The following is a 23,961-nucleotide window of genomic DNA, read 5'->3' as shown; positions in this document are numbered from 1 at the left end:
TAAAATATAACTCATTTTCTCATCGCTCAGCTCTCAACGCTCAACGCTCAGCTATCATTCCTCATTCCTAATTGGTCAGACGTCGTCCGCCTCTTTGACATAGGAGCCGAGGAATTTGATGGATTCTTCGTGTTTCTCGAAAATCTTTCGGATCTTCTCATCCTCTTTGTGTCCGTCAAATTCGATGAAAAAGATCGAGACTCCGCCCACGATGTGGGATTTGATCTTGGTCAGGCCGATCTGCGCCTCTTTGAAATCGTTGAGGAAGTCGACCAGGGCCCCGGGACGATGGGGGAGACGGACCAGGATCGTCGTCTTGTCCCGGCCGCTGGGGCGGTTTTCGAAGTCGCTGACGATGAAGAAGCGGGTGCGGTTGTTCCCTTCGTCTTCGATATTCTTGAAGAGGATCGGCAAGTGGTAGAGCCGGGCGGCGACTTCGGAGCAGATCGCCGCAGCCTCCGGGTCTTTGGCCGCCATCTGCGCCGCCTTGGCCGTCGACTCCACGGGGATCTGCTCCACCAGATCCAGTCCTACATCTTCGAGAAACTGATTGCACTGGCCAAAGGCGATATCTTTGGAGTAGATCCGTTTGATCTGCTTCACATCCTCAGCCTTGGTCGCCAGGACATGGTGGATCTCGATCAGCACTTCGGCGACGATCTTGAGGTCGTAATCACTCAGGCAGTTGATGGTGTCGCTGACGATCCCGTTGAAGCTGTTTTCGATGGGGACAACGCCGAATTTGGCCTTCCCTTCGGCCACTTCCCGGAAGACCCCCTTGATGGTATGGATCGGCAGATAGGCACTGGTCGCCCCGAATTTCTTCTCCGCCGCCTGATGGGTGAAACTCGCCTCCGGCCCCAAAAAAGCCACCCGCTCGGGAAGCTCATAGTTGCGGGCGACGGCGAAGAGTTCCAAAAAGAGAGCTTCGATCGCTTCGTCGCTGAGCAGGCCGCCCCGCTCCCGGTTGCGGCGTTTGAGGCGTTCAAGAATCTCCCGCTCCCGCTCGGGACGATAGATAGGCGCGCCGGTACTGTTTTTGAGGCGCCCCACTTCTTCGACGATCTTGAGGCGTTCATTGTAAAGATCCAGCAGTTGGTCATCGATACGGTCGATCTCTTTGCGCAACGCTTCCAGTGTCATTTCAAGCCTCCAAATGCCCTTTTTCCAGGCGGATCTGATCTTCGAAGTTCTCCCGGTCCCTGATCAGGCGGCACTGCCCCTGCTCACAAGCCACTTCGGCGGGACGTCCGCGGGTGTTGTAATTGCTGGCCATTGTGAATCCGTAGGCTCCCGCACTCCGGATCGCCAGCAGATCGCCGCTGCGGGTGGGGGGCAGCAGCCGTTCTTTGGCCAGCCAGTCTCCGCTCTCGCAGATGGGGCCCACCAGGTCCGCCGGGGTCGCCTCCCCCCGCTCCTTAGCGTCGGGCTCCAGGTACTCCACTCCGTGGTAGGCCTGATAAAGGGTCGGACGCATCAGATCGTTCATCGCCGCATCGACGATGACGAAGCGCTTGGCGCCGTTGTTTTTCTCGTAGAGAACCCGGGTAAGCAGCCAGCCGGCGTTGGCGGTAAGGTAACGCCCCGGCTCGCAGATGATGGTCAAATCCAGCCCCTTGATCGACTCGGTGATCACTTTGGCGTACTCCTCCACATCGATGGGAGTTTCATCCCGGTAGACGACCCCCAAACCTCCCCCGACATCGAAAAAACGGATCTCGATCCCGATGGCCGCCAGGGAACGGACCAGGTCGGCGACGATACTCGCTGCCTCCTTGATAGGCTCGAGCTCCGTCAGCTGGGAACCGATATGAAAATGGATCCCCACCGGATCGAGCCAATCGGAGTTTTTGGCGTAGATGTACATCCGCTTGGCCCGGTCGATCTCGACACCGAATTTGTTCTCGTGAAGCCCGGTGGAGATGTAGGGGTGGGTCTGGGGATCGACATTGGGATTGACCCGGATGGAGATACGCGCCTCCTGCCCCAGCCTCTGGGCCACCTCTTCGACCCGGTGCATCTCCGCTTCGCTCTCCAGGTTGATCATCAAGATCCCCTCTTTGAGGGCCGCTTCGATCTCATCGTCCCGCTTGCCGACGCCGGAGAAGATGATCCGATAGGGCTCGATGCCGGCGGTGCGGGCACGCAGGATCTCTCCCAGAGAGACGCAGTCAGCCCCGGCGCCGAGCTTGCCGAACAGGGAGATGACCGAAAGATTGGAGTTGGCTTTGACGGCATAGGCGATCAGGGATTTGCTCCCGGCAAAGGCCTCTTTGAGGCGGCGATAATTTTCGCGCATTTGGTCAAAATCGTATACATAGAGCGGGGTTCCGTACTTTTCCGCCAAGGCGTGGAAATCAATGGGCATTGTTGCATCACTTTATCGTGGAGTTGTTCAAATAGGGGATATTTTATCCTAACTGGGCACCATTTCCTCTGAGCCTCGCCAGGGGGGCCTCCTGGCGCCTGATGCGGCGATCGAGCCTCCAGGCATAGAGGATCAGGATCAGGATGGGGAGTGTCTGGCCGAGATCGGGATCGATCACTCCGTTCATTCCCAGACGGAAAAGCGCGAAAAGGAGTGCCCAGGTCAGCAGTGCACTCCCCAGAAGGGCTGTCCAGAGTTGCTCCTTGCGGACAAATCGATGATAGAGCGGGGTCCGATAGAAGAAGATCACCATCATCGCCAGAGCGAAGAGAGGCGTAAGCACTTTGTTGTAGAGGATCGCCTTGACCTTGTCCGCCGAGAGGCCCTGCTTTTTCAGGAGATGCAGGGCAGCCAGAGAATCGACAAGGGAGAAGGTCCCCCCCTCGTAGATCTTGCGAAAGACTTTGGGACGGTAGCCTTTGAGGAGGATCATATTCTTCAACTCCTTATCCTCGAAGCCCGTCAATTCCCCCTCTGTGTCGAAACGCTTGCTCCGCACCAGCGCGCGGGGGGCGATCCATTCTCCATCGTGGAAACGGGCTTCATCGAAACGAAGGGTGCGGACGACCTGGTTCTTCTTCACTTCGAAAATCATCCCCCTTAACAGAGCTTTGTGCAGGGGATCGAGCCGGGAAGCGTAGACGAAGGAGTCGTTGTATTTAAAAAAGAGATTATTCAGGGCATCTTTGTAACGGTCGGCGTGGAGAATCATCCGGGCCCGATCCTGCCCATAGGCGAAAGAGGTCATCTGCAATCCGGTAAAGACCAGATAGATCAGAACCCCGGAAGCGAGAAAAGGGATCAGGATTTGACGACGACCAAAACCGAAGGAAAAAAGAGAGACGAAGACATTACGATAGATAAAGCTGATCTGGGTCCACGCCATCGCCATCAGAATCACTAACGGGTAGATCAGCGCGACCATATACTCCCAGGTATAAAAGGCATAGAGGATTTTCCGGTTCGCGCCCCCGTGGAGCCGCTGGGCTTGTTGGAGAAAGTCGATGAAAACGACGGCCAGACTCAGGCCGATCAGCAGGATCAGGAAGTTTTTCAGATAGTGCCGGGCGATATAGAGAAAGGTCCGTTTAGGTACCCCCATCGACCCCCCCTTTGAGGCTGTAACGCGACTTGAGCTCATCGAGGGAAAGGCTGGGGATCTTCAGGGCGACCTCGGCGGCATAATCCACCAGGCGCTCCACCTCCGCCTCCTCTTCCGGCGTGAAAGGGGCGAGCACATAGCTGACCACTTCACTCTTTCGGGTGGGCTTGCCTACACCCATCCGCATCCGAAGATACTCTTTACCCACATACTCGTCGATGGACTTCAAGCCGTTGTGCCCTCCGGAGCTTCCGCCGACCTTATAACGGATCGTCCCCAGAGGCAGATCAATATCGTCATGGACCACCACCAGGTCTTCGAGGGAAATTTTGAAAAAATTCATCACGGCTTTGATACTTCGACCGGAGAGGTTCATATAGGTAAGCGGTTTGAGGAAAAAGAGATTGCCCTGGCGATAGAGTTCGCCTTCGAAGGCTTTTTTGGAGATATTCCTGGCACCGGTCTCGGCCACCAGGCGATCGATGACCCGGAAACCGATATTGTGCCGGGTCTTTTCGTATGCCGGTCCGGGATTTCCCAATCCGACATAGAGGGTCACGGGAATCCCTTAGCGGGCTTTGATTACACCGCAGACGGAGACGTGGGGGCGATCCATCAGCCGGCACCCTTCGGGAGCTTCGATATCCCGAACGAGAATCGACTCGTCCCGATCCAGATCGCTCACGTCGAGGGTGAACTTGGCAGGGATCTTCTCAATGGGGCCGCGGACACGCAGGCGACGCTTGGTGATGACCAGAACACCTTTGTTCTTGATCCCTTTGGGAAGACCGACGGTTTCGACGGGGACCAGGTAGTCGGTGACATGGCCGGGGATCGCTACCCGCAGGTCTACGTGCATAATTTCACCGGTCACAGGGTGGAGTTGATACTCCTGAATAACGACATTGTACTCGGTATCCCCCACTTTGACAGGGAAGTCGAGCTTCTCTTTTCTACGGACGGTTCTGATAAATTCACCCTGTTTGAACGCGGCATGAACATTGTCGACCCCGTTCGCATAGATGTTGGCAACCAGATAACCATCTCGTCGGAGCTTTTTGGCGTTGCTCTTTCCGATACTCTCTCTAACGATGCCTTCCAACATGGTTGAATCCTTTGTGTGTGTAAAATAGGGCGGAATTATACTCCAAAGAATCTAAAAGTCTCTTGACTTGAAGGAATGAGGACTACGCTTCATCCTCTTTGAAGTCGTAGGCATCCAAATCTTCAACACTTGGGGCCGCCTCTGCCGGGGCGGCGCTCTCTTTGACCGTTCCTCGGCCGATCCCTTCGAGGCGGAGTTTGAGATCCGAGGGCGAGGTGGAGAACTCCATCGCCACCTCTTCGGTAATGATCCCCTGGACCACCAGATCGTAAAGGTGCTGGTCGAAGGTCTGGGAACCGTAGATTTCCCGCCCTTCGGCGATGGCATCGGGGATCTCGAAGTCCCGGTTCTCCGCGATCAGCTCTTCGATCCGTGCCGTTTTGACCATCACTTCCACCGCGGCAATACGCCCACCCGCCCTCGTGGGGGCCAAACGTTGGGAAATGACCCCTTCCAGGACCGAGGCCAAAGAGAGGCGTACCCGATTCTGCTCCTCTTCAGGGAACATGCCGATGACCCGGTTGACGGTCTCTTTGGCATCGAGGGTATGGAGGGTAGAAAAGACCAGGTGTCCAGTATTGGCGGCATGCAGCGCCAGATCAATGGTCTCGGTATCCCGCATCTCTCCGACCAGGATAATATCCGGGTCCTCCCGCAGCGCGGCGGGAAGCGCATCACGAAAGGAATTGGAATCCTGACCGATGGAGCGCTGATTGATCAGGCATTTCTTGTCTTTGTGGACAAATTCGATGGGGTCTTCCAGAGTAATGATATGCTTAGAGTATTTTTCATTGATCCGGTTGAGAATTGCCGCCAGGGTCGTCGACTTACCGCTACCGGTCACCCCGGTGACCAGAACCAGGCCTCTCGGTTTGTCGGCAAAAGTTTTGATCACATTCGGAAGTCCGAGGCTCTCGAAGTCGGGGATCTCCACCGGGATCAGACGCATCACGATACTCAGGCCGTTCATCTGATGAAAGATGTTGACCCGGAAACGGCTCTTTTCGTCAAGGATATAAGCCATATCCAAAGATTTTTTCTCTTTGAGCTCGACGTATTGATCCGCGGTAGTGATCTCCCGGACAAGTGCCTTGACCGCTTCGGGTTCCCAAAGCTCATTTCCCAGTTTCCGCAACACCCCGTGGACCCGCACTCTGGGAATCGCTCCCGCCTTGATGTGGAGGTCGCTCCCCTTGTTGGCTACCAGAGTTTTCAGGTATTGATTGAGTTTGTTTTTCATTACGCTTCCAGCTTTTTCAAAAGCTCTGCAAATGCATTTTCAAAGGCTTCCAATCCTTCGGCCATCAATTGAGCGTAGACCGCATCCATGATGATGCCGTGCTTTCCAAGCTCTTGGAAATAGGCTTCGATCTCCTCTTCGGAGCGGGGAAGCTTGACGATGGGTGCCTCTCCCTTTTCAAAGGCTTCGATGGTCTCCAGGGGCGCAGTGTTGACACAATGGGGGCCGTAGAGTTCGCGGATGTAGTAATCGGCAGGGAAGGGTTGGCCGGCTTTGACCCCCGTGCTTGCAAACAGGGTCCGGATGGAGGGAGTGTGATTGGCTTCAATGATGTTGTAGATCTTCGACGCGTTCATAATCCCGGTGCGGCCCACAGGCAGGCCCGCCTCTTTCAATCGGGGATCCAACAGCCGGTCGAAGCGGCTCACGAAGACGCTGATGACCGCTTCGACCCGCTCACCGCCGGTATTTTCGAACTCGTCGATCCCAATCTTCATCGCATCGAGGCAGGCCCGGGTCTGCATCGGCGAGAAGACAAGCGTCGCATTGACGCTGATCCCATCCGCCAACAGTGCCTGCATCGCGGGATACCCCGCTTCGGTCGCAGGGATTTTGATCATAACGTTGGGTTCGTCGATCTCGGCAAAGAGGCGTCTCGCCTCCGCAATCGTCCCCTCGGTATCGTTGGCGAGAAAGGGATCGACTTCGATACTGACATACCCTTCGCTCCCCTCATCGTAAACCCCACGCAGAGCGATGGCGGCACTTTTGATATCTTCGATCGCCAGTTTTTCATATTTGGCCTTGGGAGAGAGGCCTTTGAGCTCTTCCAACGCCTCTTCGTAGGCCGGAGAGGTGCTGATCGCCTGGGCGAAGATCGAGGGGTTGCTCGTCGCACCGTTGACGATGCGCCGTTCCACCATCTCCACGAAACGGTGGCGCAGGAAATCCCGTTCAATAAAATCGAGCCAGAGTGAAAAACCTATATTGTCATCTATCATCACGATACTCCCATCGGTAATTTGACCAACTGCCCAGCTCTCCGGCCGTCTGCAGCGCCGTCTCCAGCTCCCCCAGAAAGCGTGCCCGCGGTACGGGCTTCGCTCCCAGGCGGACCAGGTGATCGCTCACCACCTGGCAGTCAATAAAATCATAACCTTTTTCACTTAAAACGTCACTAAGGGCTTTGAGGGCGATTTTGGAGCCGTCACGCTTCCGGGAGAACATCGATTCGCCGAAAAAGGCCCGTCCTATGGCGATCCCGTAAAGCCCGCCGATCAGTTCCCCCGCTTCATAAACCTCCACGCTGTGGGCGAAGCCCCGGTGATGGAGCTCGGTATAAGCCTCCTGCATCTCCGGCATCAGCCAGGTCCCTTTCTCCTGCCGCTCGGGCATCGTGGCGCAGGCTTGGATGACCGCTTCAAAATCGTGATCGAAGGCCACCCGGTACTCCCGGTTGCGCAGCACCCGGCGAAAGGAGCGGCTGACACGGAAATCCCGGGGATAGAGCAGCAATCTCGGGTCGGGAGACCACCAGAGGATGGGATCACCCGGGTTGTACCAGGGGAAAATCCCGCTGCGGTAGGCTTTGAGGATCCGGTCGGGGTGCAGATCGCCCCCAAAGGCCAACAGCCCCTCTTCCGCCGCCTGGGCGGGATCGGGAAAAGTGTGGGAGTAGGGGCTCAGGGGGGTGATGAAGTAGTCGGGATCGTAGATCGAAGACATCGTCAGGATTTCACGTCGAAGAGGAAACGAAATTCCCCCTCTTCCCAGCGTACCTCGACCCTGCCCCCCTCTTTCAGAGCACCGAAGAGGATCTCGTCGATCAGGGGCTCTTTGATCTTCTCGTCGATGACCCGGGCGATCTCTCTGGCCCCGTATTCGTCGCTGTGGCTCAGCTCGGCGACCTTTTTCCGTGCCGCCTTGTCGAGCTTGACCCGGACCTTTTTGTCGGCCAATTGCTCGTTGAGATCCCCGATCTGGAGCTTGACAATCTTTTCAAGCTCTTTGAGGCTCAGGGGAGCGAACTCCACCGTCGCGCTGAGGCGGTTGCGGAATTCGGGGGAGAAAAACTCCCTCATCGCCCGCTTGCTCTTGGCCCCGCCCTCTTTGGTAAAGCCCATCACACCGGGTTCCTTGGTTCCCAGGTTGGAGGTCATGATCAGGATCACATTTTTGAAATCGCTGACGATCCCGTTGTTGTCGGTGAGCTTGGCGCTGTCCATGACCTGCAGCAAAATGTTCATAATGTCGGGGTGGGCCTTTTCGATCTCATCGAGGAGCAATACGGTATGGGGATGCTTCTTGATCATCTCCGTCAAAAGCCCTCCCTGTTCGTAACCCACATACCCCGGGGGGGCTCCTATGAGGCGGCTGACGGCATGCTTCTCCATATATTCGCTCATATCGAGGCGTTCGAAATGCACACCCAGAGTTTCGGCCAACACCTGGGCCAGCGCCGTTTTGCCCACACCGGTCGGCCCGACGAAAAGAAAACTGCCGATGGGAGACTCAGGGTGGTTGAGCCCCGCGTAGGAACGTTTGATCGCCTGGCTCAGGCGGGTGATCGCCTCTTCCTGGCCGACGATCCGTTCCCGGAGCCGCTCTTTAAGCCGGCGCAGACGCTCGGTATCCTCCTCTTCCAGCGTAGCGGGGGGGAGTTTGAGCATCCGAGAGAGGATCTGCGAAATATCCTTCGGACTTATCTCCACTCCTTTTTCACCCCGGAGCATAAAGTGGGCTCCCGCCTCGTCGATCAGGTCCATCGCCTTGTCGGGGAGGAAACGTTCGTGAAGGTATTTGACGCTCAGGTCGATGGCGCTTTGCAACGCTTCGTCGCTGAAGGTGATGCCGTGGTGCTCCTCGTATTTGTGCTGAACCCCCTTGAGGATCAGGAAGGTATCCTCGATGGAGGGTTCCTCCACATCGACTTTGGCGAAGCGGCGGGAGAGGGCTTTGTCCTTATCGAAGAAGTTGCGAAACTCCTGATGGGTCGTTGCGCCGATGCACTTGATCTCTCCCCTCGCCAGAGCCGGTTTGAGGATATTGGACGCGTCCATACTGCCGCCTCCGGTGCTTCCCGCCCCCACGAGGGTATGGATCTCATCGATAAAGACGATGGCTTCGGGGACCTTGCGCAGCTCTTCGATCACTCCCTTGAGGCGCTTCTCGAAATCCCCCCGGTATTTGGTCCCCGCCACGAGGGCTCCCATATCCAGGGCATAGATCCGCGACTCTTTGATCGCCTCGGGGACTTCACCTTCGGCGATCTTCAGCGCCAATCCCTCGGCGATGGCGGTCTTGCCCACCCCCGGTTCCCCTACCAACAGCGGGTTGTTCTTCTTGCGCCGGCAGAGGGTCTGCATCACCCGCTCGATCTCCTCTTCCCGGCCGATCACCGGATCGATCTTCCCTTCCTTCGCCAGCGCGGTGAGTTCGACGGTAAATTCGTCCAGGTTGGGCGTGGTGCTCGCAGGGGCCTCCTTCTCTTCCGTCTGGGGTTGGGGAGAGGAAGAGGGATGGGAGATCGCTTCGAGGATATCGAGGCGGCTGATCCCGTACCGCTCCATCAGATAAGCGGCGTAGCTCTCCTTCTGCTCCCGGATGGCCACCAGCATATTCCCGATGGTCGCCTCCTTTTTCCCCGCGGCCTGGATCTGGGTGATCATGGCATTGACCGTTCGGGAGAGGGAAACGGTCTCCACCGGATCGCTCTCCTGCTCGACCTTTGGTACATGGGCATCGATGTGGGCGGTGATGGCCCGCTTCATCTCCTGGGTATCGGCTCCGAGCAGCCGCAGGAGTTGCTCTCCCACACGGCTGGCAAGGATGGAGAGGAACACATGCTCGATGGTCAGATACTCGTGATGCTTGCGCTTGGCGTATTCCACCGCCCGCATAAATACTTTATTCAATTCGACACTGATCATAATATTTGACTCCTTATTCGTCTGCTTCCAGGGTTGCCAGGAGGGGAAATCCGTTCTGCCGTGCCTTGAGCTTGACCTGCTCGACCTTGGTCTCGGCGATCTCGTAGGTATAGACCCCACAGACCGCCTGGCCCTTTTCGTGAACGGTCCACATGATCTCTTCGGCTTCCCGGGTGCTTTTGTGAAAAATACTTCGAAGGACGTCGATGACGAACTCCATGGTGGTGTAGTCGTCGTTGTGCAGAATCACCCGATAGAGTTCGGGTTCTTTGAGTTCGACCTCTTCTAGGATCTCCTCTTCGATTCGGGGCACGGGCTGTCCTTTTCTTCTAAAATCTCTTTACTTCGTGATACAATCAATTATACATATTTTATAAGGAAATGCAAGTGCCCAGAATCTTTATCACCGCTACCGGCACCGGGGTCGGAAAGACCTATGCCTCCTGCCGTATCATCGAAGCTTTGGGGGCACGGGGGATCAGGGTGGGCGCGTGCAAACCCGTCGAAACCGGGGTGACTTCCGTCCCCGCCGATGCGGCCGCTCTCCTGCAATGCGTCCAACGCTTCAACCCGGCCTTCGCCCCGCTCAGTCCCGAAGATCTCTGCGCCTATACCTTTCCCCTCCCCGCGGCCCCCTTTTGTGCCGATACCGAAAGGATCATCTCCCTGGAAACCCTGTTTGAGAAGATCCGCCATCTCGAATCCCTCTGCGACCTCCTCGTCATCGAAGGGGCCGGCGGTTTGATGGTCCCCATCACCCGGGACTACGCTATGGTCGACCTGGCCCGGGATTTGGAAGCTCCGGTCCTCCTAGTGAGCTCCTCGGAGCTGGGCGGTATCAATCCGACCCTTCTGAGTCTCGAACTCCTCCGAAACCGTCGGCTCCCCCATGACTGGTGTGTCAACCTCTATCGGGACAGTGATTCATTCGTTAGTGTCACCCGGCCCTACTACGATGCCGCCCATCCCGGATGGTGGAGCCTCCAGGAGGGCTTGGATCGCTATCTGGAGAAGATTTTGGACCGAATCGGGAAGCCGGATTCCGGGCAGATTGGGTAAAATATCTCCAAAAATCAGGAGAAGCCTATGCAGCATCTCGTCGATACCGATCAGCTCTCCGACGCACAGATCCGTCAAATACTCGAGGACGCTTCACGGTTCAAAACCCGCAAGCCCGCCCCACTGCTCAGCGGCAAACTGCTCATCACCCTCTTTTTCGAAAATTCCACCCGAACCCGCAGCTCCTTTGAAGTGGCCGCCAAACGGCTCGGAGCCGATATGGTCCACCTCGACCCTTCCCGAAGCTCCACCAAAAAGGGAGAGACCCTGGAGGATACCTTCGCCAACCTCTGCGCCATGGAACCCGACGGGGTCATCATTCGCCACAGCGAAAACGACACCCCCTCCCGCCTGGCGGAGATGGACCAGGTCCCCGTCATCAACGCCGGTGCCGGCAACTATGCCCATCCCACCCAGGCGCTGCTCGACCTCTATACCCTTTACGAGTGGTTCGGAGAAGAGATCGAAGGATTGCGCGTCGCGATCGTGGGTGATATCGTCAATTCACGGGTCGCCGCCAGCGATATCCGGCTCTTTAGACGTATGGGGATCGAAGTCTCCCTGGTCGCGCCCAAGCCCTTTATGCCGCCGGTGAGTGACCTGCCCCAGTTTGAGCGGCTCGAGGATATCATGGATGAGGTCGATGTGATCATCAGCCTCCGCGCCCAGCTCGAGCGCCATAAAAAACCGATCTTCGACGATTACAGCGCCTATGCCGAGCACTACTGCATTACCGAGGATCGTCTGGAGGATCGCGGGATCGTGATCATGCACCCCGGGCCGGTCATGCGCAATATCGACATCTCCGACGAGATACTCGAAGATCCCCGCTGTATGGTCCTCGACCAGGTGCGCAACGGTGTCTATGTACGGATGGCGGTCCTGAAACTTCTCCTCCTCGATGCCAAGGAGTACGGATCCGATCCTCTCCATCGCTAGGTATCTTTCCCCGATGGACTTCCTGAATCAGGTGGAGGGTTTTGCCCGCCTCGATGCTCTGGGCGCCTCAGGAGCGGATTTTTTCTTCCTCATCTCCTATGATCGGGAGCGTATCCTCGCCGCACCGCTAAATGAGCTGCCGGATGGACTTCGCTACCGCCTGGGGTCCTGGAGCGGTGAACCCCCAGACACTGATACCCCTTTTTCAGGGGAAAAAGATCTCTACATCGAGCCGATCCCCTACCGAAGCTATGCCCAGGCCCTGGAGAGGATCAAAGAGGAGATCCGACGGGGCAATACCTATCTGTTGAACCTCACCTTCCCCTCCCTGATCGAAACGACTCTGAGCCTCGAGGAGATTTACCGGGCAGCCGATGCCCCCTACAAGCTGCTCCTTCCTGAACAATTTGTCTGTTTCAGTCCCGAAAAATTCATCACGATTCAAAAGAACCGGATCTATACCTATCCAATGAAAGGCACCATCGACGCCACCCTCTCCAATGCTGCGGAAAAAATCCTCGCCGATCCCAAGGAGATGGCCGAACATGTGATGATCACCGATCTGATGCGCAACGACCTCAACCGAATATCCGAAAAGGTACGCGTTGAGAAATTCCGCTATCTCGACAAGATTCACGCGGGAGAAAAGGAGCTCTATCAAGTCAGTTCGGAAATCGTCGGAGAGTTGGGGGGAAATTGGCGCAGCCGCATCGGGTCGATACTGCGTGAAATCACACCGGCCGGCTCCATCAGCGGAACCCCCAAGAAAAAGACCCTCCAAATCATCAAAGAGGTCGAAGGATACGATCGGGGATTCTATACAGGAATCTTCGGAGTCTGCAAAGGAGAGGAACTTCGTTCCGCTGTCTTGATACGCTTTGTGGAAAAGAGTGGGAAAGGATTGGTCTATAAAAGCGGCGGAGGGATCACGATTGACAGTGATCCCCTTTCGGAATATCGGGAGTTACTGGAGAAGATCTACTTCCCCTTTTGATTTTTTGGGCTCTTCTCTTCCGGAGAAGCGGCTTAGAACTTCCGCCCCATAGAGAATTCGAAGACAGAAGTATCATCCCCGCTCTTTTTGTTGATGGGATAGGCGAAGACCAGGTTGATGGGACCAAAGGGCGAGCGCCATTCGATCTGGGCCCCGGCAGAAGCACGATCGATCCAACCGCTATCATCCACATTCTTATAAATTGTGTTGCGGATCATCCCGTAATCCACAAATCCGGTCAAGCGCATATTGTTAGTGATCATATCGAGCGGAATGCTCGCTTCGACACTGTTCACGACGATCTGGTTACCTCCGGCAATATATTTCCTTCCATCGGAATCCGTGTACCGCGGGGAGATGGATCCGGGAGAATAACCGCGCACACCGTCACGGGCTCCTCCAAGGGTATACATTTCAGCAATGGGCGTGTATCCGTCGTCATCCATATAGCCCGCGTGGAGTTTATATCGCAGGATCAGGTCATAATCGATCATATCTTCCATTCCATAGTAGGCGGCGAATTTCAAATCACTCTTCCAGAACTCCGCATCGCCACCCGCACCCGCATATTCAAGGCTCAATTTCGAATATATCCCTTCACGGGGAACATAATAGTCATCTGTATTGTCGAAAACCACCGAACCGAGAATCGAGGATTTCTTGTAGGATTCATATGGTTTTATATCTTCCGTGTCAAAATCATCAGATAAGACATAATCATGATAATCTACATCACTGTAGCTGTATCCCAGAGAGGCATGCCAATGTCTTCCGATCTTTCTACCAAAAGAGAACCACCCTCCGGTCCGATCGACCGTATAATCCTGAGTATCGTCGGTATCATCGTAATCATACTCCTGACGTGAATCGTAGACGCCCACCGAGAAGCTGAAAAGGGTATTGAATACTCTGGGATCTGTGATGGAGAGGGCATAGTTGTGACTTTTCTGCCCATACTCGAGATTGAGTGACCCGGCGATTCCGGTTCCGAAAAGGTTCCGATCCGAGACGCCGGCATTGATCATAAAGCCGTCATAGCTTCCATAGCCGATACCGCCGGAGATGCTTCCGGTCTGGGCTTCGGTCACTTCGACGATCAAATCCATCTCCTGATCGTTGATCCGCTGAGGCTTGACGACCACTTTGTCGAAGAAACCGGTGCGCTGGAGCTCTTTCTTCGTATCCTGCAAATCGGTATAGCTGAAATAATCCCCCGGGGCCAAATAGACATAACGCCGGATCACATAGTCGAGTGTCTTGGTGTTTCCAGTGATGATGACGTCGTGGATTTTCACTTTTTTGTGGGGATTGATTACGTAGGTGGCGGAAACGGTATGTTTTTTAGGATCTTTTTTGAACAGTGGCTTGACTTCGGCAAAGGCATAGCCCAGGTCCCCCACTTTCTCCTGGATCGTTTTGAGGTCGTGGCGGAGTTTGCGTACGTCGAAGACTTTGCCCGGCTTGAGTTTGAGCTCTTCCATCAGCTGATTGGTATCGAGTCCGGGAACCTTGCCCTGGATCTTGATATCCGCAACCTTATATTGCTCCCCTTCATGGACCACATAGGTTACTTCGGCTTCGTGCTTGTTGAAATCCATCTTCATCAGGGGTTCAGCCACCTTGGCATCGAGATAGCCGCGCTCCAGATAGGCTTCGCGGATACGGAGCTGATCGTAGGGGAGCTGATCGGGCACGGCCTTGCCGCCGCCACCGCCGATGATGGGGATCCAACTGAACCAGGTGCCCTCTTTGTTGACCAGGTGATCTTCGAGATCGGAAGCAGGAACTTGTTTGTTCCCGACGAATTTGACCTTTTTGATCTTGATCTCTTCACCTTTATTCACATCGAAGGTGATGGCGACCCCGTCATTGACCGGCTTGACCTTGGTCTCTACCGTAGTTCCGTAGAGCCCCTGGGCCTCCAGGGATTTGATGATGGCGGTCTTGGCGTGCTGAATCTTTTCGGGAGTATAGAGATCCCCTTTCTTCAGCCCGATGACCTTCATCAATTTGTCGGCATCGCTGATTCCTTCGATCTCGATGTTGGTGATCGCCGCCTTTTTCGGCAGGGCCGCCGAAGCCTCCACACTCACCACGGCCAGGGCCATCACCAGCATTATCATCACTTTTTTCAGCATATAAATCCCCTCTTTTCCTCTTTGGAAAGTTTTTCAACAATATACTACCTCTTTTTGACTAAAATAAAATTGATTATTTTTTACTATTTATTAATATTTTTATTTAAAACTTCAAAAAAGGATTTCAAGTGATGAATGTCGGGATTATCGGACTCGGTTTGATGGGGGGATCCTTCGCCCTCGCGCTGAGAGACCGCTACAAAGAGGTGGAGATCCTCGGCTATGACCACAACGACCAACACTGTATCGAAGCTCTGGAGTTACACCTGGTGGACCGGATCTCCGACGAGTTGGAGGATTTCAAAAACCTGGACCTCATCGTCCTGGCCATTCCCGTCAACGGAATCATCGCCACACTCCCGGAGCTCGTCGGGGTTGATGAAAAGACGACCATCATCGACTTCGGAAGTACCAAAAAGCAGATCGTCGAGTGTGTCCCCGATGAAATCCGACGGAATTTCGTAGCCGCCCACCCTATGACCGGCACGGAAAAGAGCGGCCCCGTTGCCGCCAAAGCCGATCTCTATCGGGGCAAAGTCGTCGTTCTCTGTGACATCGAAGAGAGTGGAGAGATCCAGCGGCGCCTGGCCAAAAAGATCTTTACCGATCTGGGGATGAAAATCTTCTACATGGATGCCGAGGAGCATGACCGACATGCCGCCTTCATCTCCCATATGCCCCACGCCCTGAGCTACGCTCTGGCCAATGCCGTCATGAAGCAGGAGAATCCCCGAGCCATCATCGCCCTCGCAGGCGGCGGCTTCAAGGATATGAGCCGCATCGCCAAAAGTTCGCCCAATATGTGGACCGACATTTTCCGTCAAAACCAGGTCAATCTCTTGCAAGCCATCGAGTGTTTCAAGGGGGAATTGGAGCGTTGTGAAAACCTGGTCAAAGAGGAGAAGTGGGAAGAGCTTCACCACTGGATGGAGCGCGCCAACGATTTGCACAAGATTCTCTGAAGTAGCGTTTAATTCTCCTAAATATATAATAGAAATTGAATATCTACTATTATAAAAAGGAATAAATATGATACGTATGACGAAAGTTCTGGGAATCTTGCTGCTGATGATGGGAACGCTTGGGGCCTTTACCATCGATTCCTTTCCGAAAAACGGAACACTCAACGATGTTTTCAACACCAACTGCCTCCAGATGACCCAATCGCAGCAGATGCTCAAAGCCTACATTATGAAAGGGCTCAACAGCACCTTCGACAACCCTTCCCAAGACCTCAAGCGGGCCATTCCCGCCTACGACAAGCGTTTTCGCCAAATCAAGGCCTACTTCCAGCAGAGGCTCAAGGATCATCCGGAATCGATCAAAGCCTTCGACCGAGCGCAACAGATCTGGGATGAGAGCAAAAAGATCCTCCAAGCTCCCCCAACAAAGGAGGGGGCGCTCAAACTCAAGGCCAATTTCAACCGGATGATCCCTCTGCTCCTTCAAGGCTCCAAACCGGCAGCCAAGGGGGGCCTCGAACTCCTTTCGCTCACCGGCAAACTCTGTCGGGGCCCGATGAAGATCACCAACGATTATCTGCTGAAGATCTGGGGAGTCGACCTCCCCGACTACGAAGCGGATGTGGAAAACATCATCGACGACTTCCACCAACATCTCAATGAGCTCAAAGCCAACCCCTTGAACAATGAAAAGACCCTCACTCTTTTGGAAAAGGCACGGAAGGGCTTTATGTTCTACGAAATGATGTACAACTCCAAATCACGCTTCATCCCCAGTCTCCTCTCCCGCAAAGCCGACGACAACTTCAAAATCATCCGCGCCATCAAAGCCGAGTATAAAAAAGAGCTGGATTCACAGAAAAAATAGCTTCGGATGAGAAATCCCTTTTCTCCTCGGCTGTCTATTCCTTCTCCCGATCGTAGTGGGCCGCTATGCGATCAAGCTGTTTGCGGTCGATTGCCGCCTCTTCTCCCCGTTTTCGGGCTAAGAGTTTTCGGACCGTCTCTTCCACCTCGGGATCGTCGTTGATGTGGGGATAGAGGATCTTCAGTGCTTCGTCAAAGGTGTAGTGTTTTCCCTTGCCCAGGAGCGATGCCCCGCCTCTTTTGCCCCGAAGCTTCCAGAGGCGCAGGATCAGGAACATCAACCCCATTCCCGCCAGGAAAGTTCCCAGGAGATACCATTTGAACCGGGCCGCTTTCTCTTCATAGGCTTTGCGGGCATAGTAGGCCGGATCTTCGAGGAGGTTCTCTTTTTTATTGGCTCCTTTTGCGGAAGAGGCCGGATTTTTTTCCGGATTCGGAGCCTGGGGCCTCATTCCCGCCGGCACATTTTTTGCAGGAGCGGTAGCTGCAGTTCCCCCTTCCACCTGGATCGCGAAACTGGGGGTCTCGAGTTTGCGCCGCTTGCCACTGGTGTAGTCGAACTCCGTCAGTCCGATCGCCGGGATCGTGAAATCCCGATCGGAGATGAAGACATACTTCTTGCTCCACCGGCTGTAGAGATGGCCCTTTTTGACCGTACTCTTGACGACGGCATCGTCACTGTAAACCGTCACACCAGGAAGGTCGAAGCGGGGGTCGGAGAGATCCTCCAGACTCCCCTCTCCCACGATGCTCAGGGTATAGTTGACCGGTTCGTTGGCTTTGACTTTGCGCTTGGAGACCTTGGCCGAGACTTGGAAATGGCCTACCAGATCGGCCTGGGCCGGGACCGGTTTGACGAGAACCTCCGGCGAATCGGAGCGTAGAGAGATCCACTTCAAAGAGGCACCGAAGATCCCGAAGGGATCCGACGGAGCGTTGAGATCCCGGATCCCGACCCTCAGGGAGGCGGGCTCGATCCGAAGTCTGCCGGCCTTTTTGGGCACCAGGAGATACTGCAGGCGGTGAATGGTGGTCTTGCCCTGACGAATTTGACGCTCTCCGCCCAGAGGTTTGACGAAAAAATCTTTGAAGGCCGGAGGGGCGTACTGCATCTGGGCGACGGTACCGTTGATCGGCTCGACCGCATCGACGGTCAAAAGCAGGGGCTCGCCCATATAGACCGATTTTTTATCGAGACTCATCCGGATCGCAAAGCCCCCTGCCGCGGCATTGGCGGCGGCTCGGCTCACTTCTACTTTGACCGGAGCGGTACGATACTTTTTCCCATCGATCGTCACGGTAAAGGCGGGGATCGTCAGGCTCTTTTGGGGATAGATCTCGAAACGGAGTATCTTTTGGGTTTTGGAAGTGAATTTCCCATTCTCATAACGGCTCTCAATTTTGTTCATCCGGCGCAGATTCTCCACCGGGTAACCCGCGACCTTCTGCAGATCGGGGAAGCGCACATCCGCCCCCTCGGCGGTGATCTTGACCTGGAGGCTCTGGCCCGGGGCGATGCGGGTGGAGCTGACCTGGACCCTGGCCCCCTCGGCACGTAGAATTCCCAGGAACAGGGTCATTGCAAGTACAAAAATGCTCAATATTTTTTTCATCTTTTCAATCCTTTATTCAGACTTTTTCCCTACCAGGGGTTGAGCGGCTCTTGGGAAGTCGTTTTTCTTCCCCCGGTTTGATACATCAGCGTCGGCATCTTCTCTCCGCCCAGCCGCTTCATCAGGCGCCGGATCTCTCTGGCCTGGAGGCTGCGCACCCGACCCACTTTCGCCGCACCCTTTTGGGCTTTTTCACCTCCGCTGCCTTGAGACTGTGCCCCTTTGGCCTCCTGGGGCTTTTGGGATTGAGGTTTTTGGGCCGGTTTGGGCTGGGAGGGCTTGTAGCGGGCCTCTTTGCGCTGCGCCTTTTTAGGGGTCTGGGACTGTCCCTGCCCCTGTTTGGGTTGGGACTTTTTCTCCCGGCCCTTCTCTTTCCCTTTGGAGGGTTTTTTCGATTCATTCCCCGAACCGGAGCTTTTCTGCTCTTTTTGCTGGGAAGAGCCCTCTTTGGAGCTTTGCTTCTCTTGCTTCTGCTTTGCTTTGTTTCCCTGCTTTTGCTGCTGTTTCTTGTTCTGCCGGCCCTGCTTTTGCTTTTTATTCTGGTTTTGCTTGTTCTGTTGTTTGTTCTGCTGCTTCTGTTTGTTTTGTTTCTGCTTCTTCTTATTCTGCTGTTTTTGTTGCTGTTTCTGCTGTTGCTTCTTTTTCCGCTCTTTTTTCTTCAGCAGCTTTTTCGCCAACTCCAGGTTGTACCGGGTCTCGGCATCGTCGCGGATCTTCAATGCCGCTTCATAAGCCTGGATCGCCTCTTTGAGCCGATGCATTTTGAAATAGGTATTGCCCAGGTTGTGGAGGCGGGCATGCTCGTCGACCCCCTTTCCTTTGGCCCGTTTGTAGTGCAAGAGGGCCTTTTGGTATTTACCGGCTTTGTAATAGGCGTTGCCCAAATCGTATTGCAACGGGGGATTCTCTTCCCGCAGTTGATTGAGCAGTCGGGCACTCTGATCGTATTTGCCGGCTTTGTAGGCGGCTTTGGCCGCTTCGATGAGTTTGAAATCCTGCAAGCCGGCGCTCAGAAGGAGCGGGAGCAGGAGAAGCCCGAAAAGTTTGAAGAGTCGCTTCACGATCCCCTCCTTGCACGGGATTTTCCCCGGCGGAAACCCTGTCCGCTTCGGGGCATCGAGCTCAATCCGATCAGCAGCAGCAGTACCGCCCCCATCAGAGGATAGATGAAGAGCTCCACCCGGTCGTGAATGTGAACGGCCCCCTGCTTCTCGCTGGAAAATTTGCGATGGATCTCCTCCGCCAGGCGCCGCATATCCTCCCGCCCGTTGCCGGCGATGACATAATCCCCGCCGGTCTCCCGGGCGATCTTGCCCAGGGCTTCGTTGAGCTGGGTGATGGCGATGGTGCCGTCACGCTTGGTCATCGGCCGTCCCCGCCGATCGAGAACGGGCGCGCCCTTTTTGGTACCGACCAGGACGGCATAGAGGGTAATCCCCCGCTCTTTGAGCGCCTCTTTGAAACCCTTGAGGGCCTGGGGGTCCCCTCCGTCGGTGAAGACGACGAGGATCTTCTCTTTCTTCTTCGCCAGGAGCCTCGCCGCCTCTTCGGCCAGGGAGACGAAATCGGTGGCAGCCATATTGATGTAATCCTCGTTGACCCCGTCGACGATCTGCTTCAACGTCGCCGTATCGCCGGTGAAAGGGGCCAGGACGAAGGCGTTGCGGGCAAAAGCCATCAGCCCCACCTGATCACCAGGCAAAGCGTCCAGGAACTGCTTGAGCTTGACCTTGGCGAACTCCAGACGGTTGGGGTAGCGGTCCTTCGAGCGCATCGAACCGGAAATATCCAGTGCCGTCAGGAGGGTGATCCCCTGCAGAGGCACCACCTTTTCTCCCTTGTCGATCACGGGGCGTGCCAGAGCGACGATCATCAGGAAAACCGCCGTAAAAAGCACCAGATTCCTCAGTGAGTTGGGCAGGGTTTCGCTGTCGGCCCGGAGCCGCTCCAGCACCTGTTCACTGAAGACCCGGGCCACCTTGTCCCGGTTGGTTGTCACCAGAAAGGCGAAGATGACAAACGGAACGATCATCACCCAGAAAAATTGCGGATAGACGAATTCCATCACTCCACCCCCTTGGCGCTTCGCAGATAGATAAAAAAGAGCCAGGCCAGAATGGCAACAAAGAGCGGGTAGATATAGAGATATCGGTGCTGAACCACCCGCTTGCTCTTGATCTTGCTGGTCTCCAGGCGGTCGATCGCTTCATAGATCTTTTGCAGACTTCGGCGGTCGCTCGCGGCGAAGAAGCGTCCGTGCCCCGCCTGGGCCAGTGCCTTGAGATAGGGAGCGTCGAAATCCCGGTAACTGCCGATCCCGATGGTGTAGAGCTTGATATCGCTGTCGCTGATGAGCCGGCGGATCTCGTCGAAGCTGATCCGGCTGGCGTTGTCGATCCCGTCGGTGAGCAGAATGGCGATCTTGCTCTTCGCGTCACTCTTGCTGAGAATGTTATAAGTCTGCAGCAGGGCGTCGTTGATGGCGGTGCGTTTTCCGGCGATCCCGGGTTCCTGCATCTGCAAAATCTTGCGCAGGAAATCCTTTTCGAAGGTCAGAGGCGACGCGACGAAAGCGACGCTGGCGAAGTTGATCAAACCGATCCGGTCATTCTTGCGCTTATCGATAAAATCGCCGACCACCTCCTTGACCACGTCGAATTTACTCTTGTTGGGGTCGCCGGGATCGAAACCCCACTGGTTCATCGAATCGCTGGAGTCGATAACCAGCATAATGTCCCGGCCCTTTTTTTTAATCTCTTTGTACTCGTTGGTCAGCACCGGAGAGGCCAGAGCCAGGAGCAGAGAGATGATCCCGATCCATTTGAGGATCTCCAGCCAGCGACTCTTGTGGGCGTGGACCGAGAGCAGGCGCCGCACGTGGGGAAAGTAGATCGCCTGGGTCCGGGCAGGGCAGTAACGCCCGCAGATCCAAAAGAGCAGGATCAGCGCCAGTGCCCAGGGGTACTGAAAGCTAAACTGATTCATCGCAGACCTGCCTGTAGAGTTCGAAGCGGCGCCGCGTCTCTTCGTCGACGGGGCCCACCTCTTTGCGGTATTTGTAGCGCTCCAGCAGAGGGAGCAGCTGGCTAAAGAGCTCCTTCCTCCGGTCGTCGGTAGCCAAAAGCCGCCCATACTTCGTGATGGTATAGGCTGCCCGCTTGGGATCGTGCCAATCGACCCGGTGGAGCGCCTCGAGATACTCCTTGGCCCGGTTGACGTGGCGGTGGGCCAGGATCCAGCGCACCAGGAAGAAAAGCGCCAGCGCCAGGATGGCGATCCCCAGGATCACGACCCCCCAATAGAGCCAGAGGCTGTGGTCGGGGATCTCCGCCATCGGCTTGATATCCTTGATGGGAGGAAGGGTTTGATTCATATCGGGCTTCATCGCATCCTCCTAAGCAGTTTGGCGAAAGGCTCTTCATCGGTATAGAGTTTGACGTGGCGGATGCCGTTTTGCCGCAGGTGGCGGTAGAGCCGGCGGTCGTTGGCGATCATCGCCTTGCGGTATTCGCCCATCACCCCCTCGTTGATATCCCCCTCGAAGCTCTCCCCCGTCTCGGGATCGACAAGCCGCAGGTAGCCCAGAGAGCGGGGGTGCTCCTCGAAACGGTCACGCACGATGATGACGAAGAGATCGTGCTTGCGGCTCAAAAGGCGCAGGTCCACTTCGCCGACGAAGTCCCCGATGAGGAACATCAGCGCTTTCTTCTTGACCCGGCGGAAGAGGGTGTCGGTCCAGCCGGCATAGTCCGCCTCTTTGCCCAGCGGATCGAAGGCCAGCGCCTCCTCCAGCTCCTGATGCACGGCGTAGATCTTCTTGGAAGGGCGGCTCATCCGGTAGAGGCGGTCGGCATAGATGATGTGGGAAAAGAGATCGCTGTTCTTGACCGCCGAAAAGCCCAGCAGCGCCAGGATCTCCGCCATATATTCGCTCTTGGGGCGCTGGGTGCCGAACCAGGTGGAGCCGCTGAGCAGCGTGGAGACCACCACATTGAGCTCCCGCTCCTCGTGATAGATCTTGACGAAGGGGCGCCGGAGCTTGGCGGTGGTCTTCCAGTCGATCTTGCGCACATCATCGCCGTAGATATACTCCCGAAGCTCGGCAAACTCGAACCCCTCTCCCTGAAAGAGGGAAGCGTTGTTCCCCAGCATCTCCCCGAAGACCTGCTTGCGGGTCTTGAGGGCAATCTTTTTGGCGGTGAAAGTCATCGCTTCCTCCTATCGGAGGAGGAATGAGGAATGAGGAATGAGGAATGAGGAACTGTGGTATGTTTTTCTGCGAAAAACTTTTTACTCGTTACTTTCACATCCATCCTTTCAATAAAACGCTTTTCGAAGAAAAGCTTTCCAAAATTCCTCATTCCTAGTTCCTCATTCTTCAATTCGGCTGTTCCCATCCTACGGAATGGGAACAGCCGAGAGGACCTCTTCGATGATCCGGTCCTGGCTCACCTCTTCCGCCTGGGCTTCGTAGCTGAGGATGATCCGGTGGCGGAGCACCTCTTTGGCGATGTAGGCGATCTCGACGGGGGAGACGAACTCCTGGCCCTTGAGATAGGCCACGGCTCTCGCCGCTTTGTACATATCTATACTGGCCCGGGGAGAGGCGCCGAACTCGATGTAGGGTTTGAGCTTCTCCAAGCCGTATTTCTCGGGCTCCCGGGTGGCGAAGACCAGCTCCACGATGTAGCGTTCGATCTCCGGGTCCATATGCACCCGCATCGCCTCTTGGCGCAGGCGGTCCAGGTCTTCAATGCTGGCGACTTGTTGAATCTCTCCAAAAGCGTTGTTGGCGACGCGGCGGGCGATCTCCAGCTCCTCTTCGCGGGTGTTATACCCCACAACCACTTTCATCATAAAACGGTCGAGCTGGGCTTCGGGAAGCTCGTAGGCCCCCTCCTGCTCCACCGGGTTCTGGGTGGCCATAACCAGGAAGGGAAGAGCGATTTTGAAGGTCTCATCCCCGATGGTCACCTGCCGCTCCTGCATCACCTCCAGCAGGGCCGACTGAACTTTGGCGGGAGCACGGTTGATCTCGTCGGCCAGCAAGAGGTTGGTGAAGACGGGGCCCTTTTTGATCTTGAAAGTATTGTTGGTAGGATCGTAGATCTCCGTTCCGATGATGTCGCTGGGAAGCAGGTCGGGGGTGAATTGCACCCGTTTGAAGGTCAATCCCAGCGTTTTGGCCAGGGCGTTGACCGTGGTGGTCTTGGCCAGGCCCGGCACCCCCTCGAGCAGGATATGCCCCCGGGTCAGCAGGCCCGTAAGCAGGGCTTCGACCATCTTCTCCTGGCCGACGACGACCTTATGGATCTCGTTTCTGATTTTTTGAATCGTCTCCACGCAAGACTCCTAAATATATAGTATTGTCTTGATTTTACTTGCCGGAGTTTAACTAAGCGTTAATGTTTCTATAAGGTTGTCGAAGAATTACAACTTAAATGTGATACAACGCTTTCACTCGATAGCTCTGGCAGTCGCAAACACCTGCGGTGCCCCTTCGGGGTTGAGTGCTCCTTTGTCGCCATCGAGTGAAAGCTCCGTCAAATCCCAGGTAAATGCCCAGCGGCATAGTCACCTGTATA

At 55.4% G+C, this 23,961-nt stretch carries 23 protein-coding genes; 5 read left to right on the top strand and 18 right to left on the bottom strand.

The features are described from left to right. Nucleotides 1–75 precede the first annotated feature (75 nt). From pheA to NITSA_RS01465, 10 genes are all read right to left on the bottom strand, one after another. A complete protein-coding gene (gene pheA / locus NITSA_RS01510; protein ID WP_013553262.1) occupies nt 76–1,143 on the bottom strand; it encodes a chorismate mutase in 1,068 nt (355 codons plus the stop codon). A 1-nt stretch (nt 1,144) separates the two neighbouring features. Further along, nucleotides 1,145–2,368: a diaminopimelate decarboxylase gene (gene lysA, locus NITSA_RS01505; RefSeq protein WP_013553261.1), complete on the bottom strand. Its 1,224-nt coding sequence runs from the start codon at nt 2,366–2,368 to the stop codon at nt 1,145–1,147. A 43-nt stretch (nt 2,369–2,411) separates the two neighbouring features. After that, nucleotides 2,412–3,530 carry an LptF/LptG family permease gene (locus NITSA_RS01500; RefSeq protein WP_013553260.1) on the bottom strand — a complete coding sequence of 373 codons (1,119 nt, stop codon included), beginning with the start codon at nt 3,528–3,530 and terminating at the stop codon, nt 2,412–2,414. After that, nucleotides 3,517–4,089: an aminoacyl-tRNA hydrolase gene (gene pth / locus NITSA_RS01495; RefSeq protein ID WP_013553259.1), complete on the bottom strand. Its 573-nt coding sequence runs from the start codon at nt 4,087–4,089 to the stop codon at nt 3,517–3,519. The genes NITSA_RS01500 and pth overlap by 14 nt, the downstream gene beginning before the upstream one ends. Before the next feature lie 9 nt (nt 4,090–4,098). Next, complete coding sequence (locus NITSA_RS01490) at nt 4,099–4,635, bottom strand: 50S ribosomal protein L25/general stress protein Ctc (protein ID WP_013553258.1); 537 nt, start codon at nt 4,633–4,635, stop codon at nt 4,099–4,101. 82 nt (nt 4,636–4,717) lie between these two features. Next, entirely contained in the window at nt 4,718–5,875 is a 1,158-nt protein-coding gene (locus NITSA_RS01485) for a type IV pilus twitching motility protein PilT (protein WP_013553257.1), read from the bottom strand. Beyond that, the gene (locus NITSA_RS01480) at nt 5,875–6,876 is read right to left on the bottom strand and encodes a transaldolase (protein ID WP_013553256.1); all 1,002 of its coding nucleotides are present in this window, start codon (nt 6,874–6,876) and stop codon (nt 5,875–5,877) included. Before NITSA_RS01480 ends, NITSA_RS01485 begins: the two co-directional genes overlap by 1 nt. Further along, nucleotides 6,866–7,600, bottom strand: coding sequence for a leucyl/phenylalanyl-tRNA--protein transferase (gene aat / locus NITSA_RS01475; RefSeq protein WP_013553255.1), 735 nt, complete (start codon nt 7,598–7,600; stop codon nt 6,866–6,868). The genes NITSA_RS01480 and aat overlap by 11 nt, the downstream gene beginning before the upstream one ends. A gap of 2 nt (nt 7,601–7,602) precedes the next feature. Then, nucleotides 7,603–9,804, bottom strand: a complete 2,202-nt coding sequence (gene clpA / locus NITSA_RS01470; protein ID WP_013553254.1) for an ATP-dependent Clp protease ATP-binding subunit ClpA — start codon at nt 9,802–9,804, stop codon at nt 7,603–7,605. Between the two features lie 13 nt (nt 9,805–9,817). Continuing rightward, on the bottom strand, nt 9,818–10,117 hold the full coding sequence (locus NITSA_RS01465; RefSeq protein WP_013553253.1) for an ATP-dependent Clp protease adaptor ClpS: 300 nt from the start codon (nt 10,115–10,117) through the stop codon (nt 9,818–9,820). Nucleotides 10,118–10,185: 68 nt separating this feature from the next. Between NITSA_RS01465 and bioD the strand changes: the two genes are divergently transcribed. Genes bioD through NITSA_RS01450 form a run of 3 tightly spaced genes read left to right on the top strand, consistent with a single transcriptional unit; the run spans nt 10,186 to nt 12,796 of the window. Next, nucleotides 10,186–10,863, top strand: a complete 678-nt coding sequence (gene bioD / locus NITSA_RS01460; RefSeq protein ID WP_042203580.1) for a dethiobiotin synthase — start codon at nt 10,186–10,188, stop codon at nt 10,861–10,863. Nucleotides 10,864–10,890: 27 nt separating this feature from the next. Then, nucleotides 10,891–11,802 carry an aspartate carbamoyltransferase catalytic subunit gene (locus NITSA_RS01455; RefSeq protein ID WP_013553251.1) on the top strand — a complete coding sequence of 304 codons (912 nt, stop codon included), beginning with the start codon at nt 10,891–10,893 and terminating at the stop codon, nt 11,800–11,802. Continuing rightward, on the top strand, nt 11,765–12,796 hold the full coding sequence (locus tag NITSA_RS01450; protein ID WP_245526306.1) for an aminodeoxychorismate synthase component I: 1,032 nt from the start codon (nt 11,765–11,767) through the stop codon (nt 12,794–12,796). Before NITSA_RS01455 ends, NITSA_RS01450 begins: the two co-directional genes overlap by 38 nt. A gap of 32 nt (nt 12,797–12,828) precedes the next feature. Here NITSA_RS01450 and bamA read toward each other — a convergent pair whose 3' ends face one another. Further along, complete coding sequence (gene bamA / locus NITSA_RS01445; RefSeq protein ID WP_013553249.1) at nt 12,829–14,934, bottom strand: outer membrane protein assembly factor BamA; 2,106 nt, start codon at nt 14,932–14,934, stop codon at nt 12,829–12,831. 131 nt (nt 14,935–15,065) lie between these two features. Between bamA and NITSA_RS01440 the strand changes: the two genes are divergently transcribed. Continuing rightward, nucleotides 15,066–15,896: a prephenate dehydrogenase gene (locus NITSA_RS01440; protein ID WP_013553248.1), complete on the top strand. Its 831-nt coding sequence runs from the start codon at nt 15,066–15,068 to the stop codon at nt 15,894–15,896. Nucleotides 15,897–15,963: 67 nt separating this feature from the next. Continuing rightward, a complete protein-coding gene (locus NITSA_RS01435; protein ID WP_013553247.1) occupies nt 15,964–16,764 on the top strand; it encodes a hypothetical protein in 801 nt (266 codons plus the stop codon). A gap of 34 nt (nt 16,765–16,798) precedes the next feature. Here the strand turns inward: NITSA_RS01435 and NITSA_RS01430 are convergent, their stop codons facing one another. From NITSA_RS01430 to NITSA_RS01400, 7 genes are all read right to left on the bottom strand, one after another. Continuing rightward, entirely contained in the window at nt 16,799–18,376 is a 1,578-nt protein-coding gene (locus NITSA_RS01430; protein WP_013553246.1) for a BatD family protein, read from the bottom strand. Nucleotides 18,377–18,405: 29 nt separating this feature from the next. Beyond that, nucleotides 18,406–19,437 (bottom strand): tetratricopeptide repeat protein, encoded by a 1,032-nt coding sequence (locus NITSA_RS10740; RefSeq protein ID WP_013553245.1) that lies wholly within the window; start codon nt 19,435–19,437, stop codon nt 18,406–18,408. Continuing rightward, the gene (locus NITSA_RS01420; RefSeq protein WP_013553244.1) at nt 19,434–20,441 is read right to left on the bottom strand and encodes a vWA domain-containing protein; all 1,008 of its coding nucleotides are present in this window, start codon (nt 20,439–20,441) and stop codon (nt 19,434–19,436) included. Before NITSA_RS01420 ends, NITSA_RS10740 begins: the two co-directional genes overlap by 4 nt. Beyond that, nucleotides 20,441–21,361 (bottom strand): vWA domain-containing protein, encoded by a 921-nt coding sequence (locus NITSA_RS01415; RefSeq protein ID WP_013553243.1) that lies wholly within the window; start codon nt 21,359–21,361, stop codon nt 20,441–20,443. The genes NITSA_RS01420 and NITSA_RS01415 overlap by 1 nt, the downstream gene beginning before the upstream one ends. Then, nucleotides 21,348–21,761, bottom strand: coding sequence for a hypothetical protein (locus tag NITSA_RS01410; protein ID WP_013553242.1), 414 nt, complete (start codon nt 21,759–21,761; stop codon nt 21,348–21,350). Before NITSA_RS01410 ends, NITSA_RS01415 begins: the two co-directional genes overlap by 14 nt. After that, on the bottom strand, nt 21,758–22,585 hold the full coding sequence (locus NITSA_RS01405) for a DUF58 domain-containing protein (RefSeq protein WP_013553241.1): 828 nt from the start codon (nt 22,583–22,585) through the stop codon (nt 21,758–21,760). The genes NITSA_RS01410 and NITSA_RS01405 overlap by 4 nt, the downstream gene beginning before the upstream one ends. A 189-nt stretch (nt 22,586–22,774) precedes the next feature. Beyond that, entirely contained in the window at nt 22,775–23,659 is an 885-nt protein-coding gene (locus tag NITSA_RS01400) for an AAA family ATPase (protein ID WP_083799884.1), read from the bottom strand. Nucleotides 23,660–23,961: the final 302 nt, after the last annotated feature.

Source organism: Nitratifractor salsuginis DSM 16511, from assembly GCF_000186245.1.
GTDB lineage: Bacteria > Campylobacterota > Campylobacteria > Campylobacterales > Sulfurovaceae > Nitratifractor > Nitratifractor salsuginis.
The sequence above is the reverse complement of the archived record's forward strand: the minus strand, read 5'-3'. Positions and strand labels throughout refer to the sequence as shown.

What these genes read in the sequence shown, in the direction of transcription:
- pheA (WP_013553262.1), bottom strand. Translation starts at nt 1,143, where the DNA reads ATGACACTGGAAGCGTTGCGCAAAGAGATCGACCGTATCGATGACCAA.
- lysA (WP_013553261.1), bottom strand. Translation starts at nt 2,368, where the DNA reads ATGCCCATTGATTTCCACGCCTTGGCGGAAAAGTACGGAACCCCGCTC.
- NITSA_RS01500 (WP_013553260.1), bottom strand. Translation starts at nt 3,530, where the DNA reads ATGGGGGTACCTAAACGGACCTTTCTCTATATCGCCCGGCACTATCTG.
- NITSA_RS01490 (WP_013553258.1), bottom strand. Translation starts at nt 4,635, where the DNA reads ATGTTGGAAGGCATCGTTAGAGAGAGTATCGGAAAGAGCAACGCCAAA.
- NITSA_RS01485 (WP_013553257.1), bottom strand. Translation starts at nt 5,875, where the DNA reads ATGAAAAACAAACTCAATCAATACCTGAAAACTCTGGTAGCCAACAAG.
- NITSA_RS01480 (WP_013553256.1), bottom strand. Translation starts at nt 6,876, where the DNA reads ATGATAGATGACAATATAGGTTTTTCACTCTGGCTCGATTTTATTGAA.
- aat (WP_013553255.1), bottom strand. Translation starts at nt 7,600, where the DNA reads ATGTCTTCGATCTACGATCCCGACTACTTCATCACCCCCCTGAGCCCC.
- clpA (WP_013553254.1), bottom strand. Translation starts at nt 9,804, where the DNA reads ATGATCAGTGTCGAATTGAATAAAGTATTTATGCGGGCGGTGGAATAC.
- bioD (WP_042203580.1), top strand. Translation starts at nt 10,186, where the DNA reads ATGCAAGTGCCCAGAATCTTTATCACCGCTACCGGCACCGGGGTCGGA.
- NITSA_RS01455 (WP_013553251.1), top strand. Translation starts at nt 10,891, where the DNA reads ATGCAGCATCTCGTCGATACCGATCAGCTCTCCGACGCACAGATCCGT.
- NITSA_RS01450 (WP_245526306.1), top strand. Translation starts at nt 11,765, where the DNA reads ATGCCAAGGAGTACGGATCCGATCCTCTCCATCGCTAGGTATCTTTCC.
- bamA (WP_013553249.1), bottom strand. Translation starts at nt 14,934, where the DNA reads ATGCTGAAAAAAGTGATGATAATGCTGGTGATGGCCCTGGCCGTGGTG.
- NITSA_RS01440 (WP_013553248.1), top strand. Translation starts at nt 15,066, where the DNA reads ATGAATGTCGGGATTATCGGACTCGGTTTGATGGGGGGATCCTTCGCC.
- NITSA_RS01435 (WP_013553247.1), top strand. Translation starts at nt 15,964, where the DNA reads ATGATACGTATGACGAAAGTTCTGGGAATCTTGCTGCTGATGATGGGA.
- NITSA_RS01430 (WP_013553246.1), bottom strand. Translation starts at nt 18,376, where the DNA reads ATGAAAAAAATATTGAGCATTTTTGTACTTGCAATGACCCTGTTCCTG.
- NITSA_RS01420 (WP_013553244.1), bottom strand. Translation starts at nt 20,441, where the DNA reads ATGGAATTCGTCTATCCGCAATTTTTCTGGGTGATGATCGTTCCGTTT.
- NITSA_RS01415 (WP_013553243.1), bottom strand. Translation starts at nt 21,361, where the DNA reads ATGAATCAGTTTAGCTTTCAGTACCCCTGGGCACTGGCGCTGATCCTG.
- NITSA_RS01410 (WP_013553242.1), bottom strand. Translation starts at nt 21,761, where the DNA reads ATGAAGCCCGATATGAATCAAACCCTTCCTCCCATCAAGGATATCAAG.
- NITSA_RS01405 (WP_013553241.1), bottom strand. Translation starts at nt 22,585, where the DNA reads ATGACTTTCACCGCCAAAAAGATTGCCCTCAAGACCCGCAAGCAGGTC.
- NITSA_RS01400 (WP_083799884.1), bottom strand. Translation starts at nt 23,659, where the DNA reads ATGGTCGAAGCCCTGCTTACGGGCCTGCTGACCCGGGGGCATATCCTG.